The organism is Kitasatospora sp. NPDC059088 (assembly GCF_042738155.1).
GTDB lineage: Bacteria > Actinomycetota > Actinomycetes > Streptomycetales > Streptomycetaceae > Kitasatospora.
In genome coordinates this window covers 35,711-39,605 of sequence record NZ_JBHYGR010000088.1, presented here as the reverse complement: position 1 = coordinate 39,605, position 3,895 = coordinate 35,711, and the positions used below count along the sequence as shown (strand labels likewise).

The 3,895-nt window shown below is 72.7% G+C and carries 4 protein-coding genes; 1 reads left to right on the top strand and 3 read right to left on the bottom strand.

Going from position 1 to position 3,895, the window contains the following annotated elements; genetic code table 11:
• Positions 1-79: 79 nt before the first annotated feature.
• Positions 80-1,324 carry an MFS transporter gene (locus tag ACFWXO_RS31065; RefSeq protein ID WP_380527817.1) on the bottom strand — a complete coding sequence of 415 codons (1,245 nt, stop codon included), beginning with the start codon at positions 1,322-1,324 and terminating at the stop codon, positions 80-82.
• Positions 1,325-1,540: 216 nt separating this feature from the next.
• Here ACFWXO_RS31065 and ACFWXO_RS31060 point away from each other — a divergent pair, with 216 nt between their 5' ends.
• Positions 1,541-2,362 carry a hypothetical protein gene (locus tag ACFWXO_RS31060; RefSeq protein ID WP_380527815.1) on the top strand — a complete coding sequence of 274 codons (822 nt, stop codon included), beginning with the start codon at positions 1,541-1,543 and terminating at the stop codon, positions 2,360-2,362.
• 24 nt (positions 2,363-2,386) lie between these two features.
• Here ACFWXO_RS31060 and ACFWXO_RS31055 read toward each other — a convergent pair whose 3' ends face one another.
• Positions 2,387-2,938, bottom strand: a complete 552-nt coding sequence (locus tag ACFWXO_RS31055; RefSeq protein ID WP_380527814.1) for a hypothetical protein — start codon at positions 2,936-2,938, stop codon at positions 2,387-2,389.
• On the bottom strand, positions 2,935-3,630 hold the full coding sequence (locus ACFWXO_RS31050; protein WP_380527811.1) for a hypothetical protein: 696 nt from the start codon (positions 3,628-3,630) through the stop codon (positions 2,935-2,937). Before ACFWXO_RS31050 ends, ACFWXO_RS31055 begins: the two co-directional genes overlap by 4 nt.
• Positions 3,631-3,895 lie beyond the last annotated feature (265 nt).

The following is a 3,895-nucleotide window of genomic DNA, read 5'->3' as shown; positions in this document are numbered from 1 at the left end:
CAGCTGCTCGCCAGCTGACCTGAGCACCACCAGCACACCGGCCGGGCCCCGCACCGCGGGGCCCGGCCCGTGCCCATGCTCAGTCGCGGGCCGCCAGCTCAGGCACCGGCAAGGCATCCGGCAGCGGCCGGCGCCCCCGCACCAGGGCCAGCACCAGCACGGCCCCCGCCGAACCGACCGCCACGACGGCCAGGCCGCCGGCCAGGAACGCGGCCCTCGGACCGCTCGCGGCCAGCGCGGGGACGAACAGCATCGAGACCGTCCCGCAGGTGCGGATCACGGTCAGGTCCACCGTCAGCAGCCGCCTTCGGGCGGCCGGAGGGAACAGCGCGAAGTGCGTGGACAGCGCGATCTGCAGGAACGGCGACACCGCCCCCGACAGCACGGACAGCGCCAGCAACAGCGGCAGCGACCCGGCCAGCCCGGTGACCGCCAGGACCAGCCCGGACAAGGCCCAGGCCCCGCAGTACACCGCCGTCAGCGGCGCCGGCAGCCGCACGTTCCCGGCCACCAGGTTCCCGGCCAGGGCCCCGGCCCCGGTACACGCCAGCACCGCCGCGTAGGCGGAGGCCCCGGCGCCGAGCCGGGCCGCGAGCAGGGCGGGCATCGCCAGCGACACCGCCCCGGCGAAGATCCCGATCCCGTGCACGGCCAGCACCACACCCGTGTCCGGGTGGGTCCGCACCAGCGACCACAGGCCCGGCCGCACCCCTGCCGTCTGCGGCCCGGCCTGCCCGGTCGCGGTGACCGGCCGCAGGAGGGCGGCCAGCAGCACCAGGGCGACGGCGGAGACGGCGAAGGTCGCCGCGTCGACCCAGAACAGCCCGGCCAGCGGCATCACCGCCAGCAGCAGCCCCGCCGCCCCAGGGCCTGCGATCCGGGCGATCCGGCCGGTCAGGTCCATCAGACCGCTCACGGCCTGGACCTCGTCCGGCCTGACCAGGTCCGGCACCATCGCGCCGAGGTTCGGGTCGAACAGGGCCCCGCCGATTCCCAGCAGGGCGGCCGAGGTGATCAGGCCCGTCGTGCCGAACTCGGACCACGCCCACGGCAGCGCGGCCACCAGGACCAGCCTCACCGCGTCCACCCCGGCGAGCGCCTTCAGCGAGGCGAACCGGTCCATCACTCGGCGCCCGACCGTGCCGAGCACGATGTAGGGCAGGGACTCGGCGACGGCCACCAGGCCCATCGCCCCGGCCCCGGCGTGCTCCCAGGCCATCCACATCACGGCCATGGCGTACAGGCGGTCGCCGAACACGGACGCCGTCTGCGCTCCCCACAGCAGGAGCACAGGCCCGCGTCGCAGCAACCGTACGTATCGCATGATCCACTCCGCCCCGGGAAGCACGAAGTCCCGGCAGCGAGACGCCACCGGGAACTCCCCACACCCTAGGGCAACTTGAAGCCCCGCCCGCGCAGGCGCCCCGCACACGGCACCGCGACGACCGCGGTCACATCCATCACTCGCACCCGGCCGCCGGATCGGGCAGGCTGGCCACCAGGGGGCAGCCCGGACGGCGGCCGTCCCGGAAGGACTCCCGTGCACCCACTGATCACCGAGCTCGGCCTGGACGGCGACGCGAAGCTCCTGCACGAGCGACGCGGCACCACCTTCTACAAGGTCGGCGACACCGCCCTGAAGATCACGGACGGCCTGATGGCCGGCCGGGAAGGCGAGGTGCTGGCCGCCCTGGGCGCCGACCACTACCGGGCCCACGGCCCGTACGGGGATGGCACCTGGCTGGCCATGCGGTGGATCGACGGCACCAGCCTCTGGGATGCCCTGGAACCCGCCCACCGAGGCGACGACACCCCAACTGCCCGCCGCGCGGTCCTGACGGCCGCCGCCGAAGCCGCCGAAGCGCTCGCCGACCTCCACGCCGCCGGCTGGACCCACGGCGACCTCCAGCCCGACCACGTCGTCTTCGAGGACGGCGCCGTCCGGATCATCGACCTGGCCTGTGCCCAGGGCCCCGTCCCGGTGCCGTTCTACGTCCACCGCGGCGGCCTGGCCCACACCACCGCCCCCGAGACCGCCGCCCTGATCATCGGCACCACCGGCCACATCACTACGACGCCCGAGGCGGACGTGTGGTCGTTGGCTGCGTCCCTGTTCTGGGCCTGGACCCGCACCCCGCCCACCGACTACCGCGACCCCCAGGCCCGCCGCCCCGACCTGCTGGCCGACACGGCGGCGGGCCGCTCGCACGACATCACCGCCGTCCGGCCCTGGCCCTTCCCCGCCTTCGAGGACGCCCTGCTCGCCGGCCTCGCCCACGACCCCGGGCAGCGGCCCTCCGCTCGCGTGCTGGCCGGGCCGCTCAACGCCGCCCTCGCCGAGGTCGGCGCCGTTCGTGAGTAACAGCCCGGCCCTCGAACGGGCCTGCTAGCGGTAGAGGTTGAGATACCACCAGCCGAGCGGGTCGTTTTCGTCGCCGGGCACCTCGAGTTCGAGGCCGTTGCGCTGGGCCAGAGCCATGCTGGGCAGGTTTCGAAAGTCGATCTTGGTGACGACGACGATGTGGTCGGAACCCTGCTCTCGGTCGAGGATGTCGTAGAGGCATTCGACGAGCGCATGGTCGGCGAACGCTCCGCCGTTGCGACGGTGCCGGTTGGCGACAGCGATCACGACGAGGAGGCGAATAGGGACGCCCGGCGGGACGTTGATCTCGCTGGGGCACTCCTTCATCTGAGCGTGGGCGACGACGGCGGCCAGGCCGTCGTCATCGTCGGCGATCAGCAGGCGCTGGTCCCTTTGAGCATGACGGGCAGTGTCCTTGAGGAGCCTCTGACGGATGTCAGCCTGAACATCCCACTCCCACGGGCGCGGGTGGGGTTCGCCATAGGAGGGCTTGGGGGTGGTGCACTCGAAGTTCTGCAAGGCGAGGCGGTCGCCCTGGGTATCGGCGGCAGGGCGCCAGTCGAGGAGGGTGTTCACCGGCGGGGCGGCAGCTTCCTGGAGGCGGCGTCGGGGGCATTGATACGGGCGGAGAGCCGGCGGGCCTGCTCGGGGGTGGGCGGGCGGTGCATCTGCTCCAGGTAATCGCCGCCGCTGGCCGGGTCCTCTGGTCCTTCGTCCAGATCAGGCTCGACAGCGACGACGCAGACGGACCTCCACAGGGTGCGGTGATCGAAGTCTGGTGGTGGGACGACGCTCGGCAACTGGGTGTGCCAGTGCCTATTGCTTTCCACCAGGGCATCCACAAACGCCTGAACCGTGCCGGGCGTGGGGACTGCATGGCCGCGCAGGAACTTCGACATGCGCGCGGCGCTGAGGTCTGGGCGGACCCGCAGGTGGTCGTAGACAAGTCCACGAGTTGCGTGGGTCCAGTTGGCGCGCGCGGTATCGACGAGGAGGGCGGCGAGCAGGCGGGAATACGTGAGGGCGCCAGGTGCGGGAGGTTCGTCCTGGGCGACGGTGAGGATCTGAGCCGCAGCACGCTGGAGATCAGTATCCGTGGCGTGGGTAGTGCGCTTGATGAGCACGAGCCACGTCTTGCCGCTGTGGCCGGTGGCCTGCATGTCGACATCGAGATCGGAGTCGTTGGGGGTGAGCATCACGAGACCCGCGATGTCGTCCCGGTCTGCAGGATCGAGTTCGCGCAGGACATTGTCGAGCACGTCGGTCATGGGACCAGGCTACTGCCAGGCTCACGTGGGGGATGGGCCTTCGCGAAGGTCTGCCTCAAAGCGATCTTTGCAGCCGACCCGTGGAACTTGGCCTGATGGCGGCGTGACGCTCTGTAGTTGCATGTGCCCGAGTGGCCAGCAAGGAACACTGGCGCCGGGGGGGGGGGGGGCCGCCCCGGGCGGCGCCCCCCCCCCCCCCGCACCGCCCGCCCCCCCCCCCCCCCCCCCCCCGCCGGGGGCGCGGGGCCCCGCCCCCGCCCGCGCG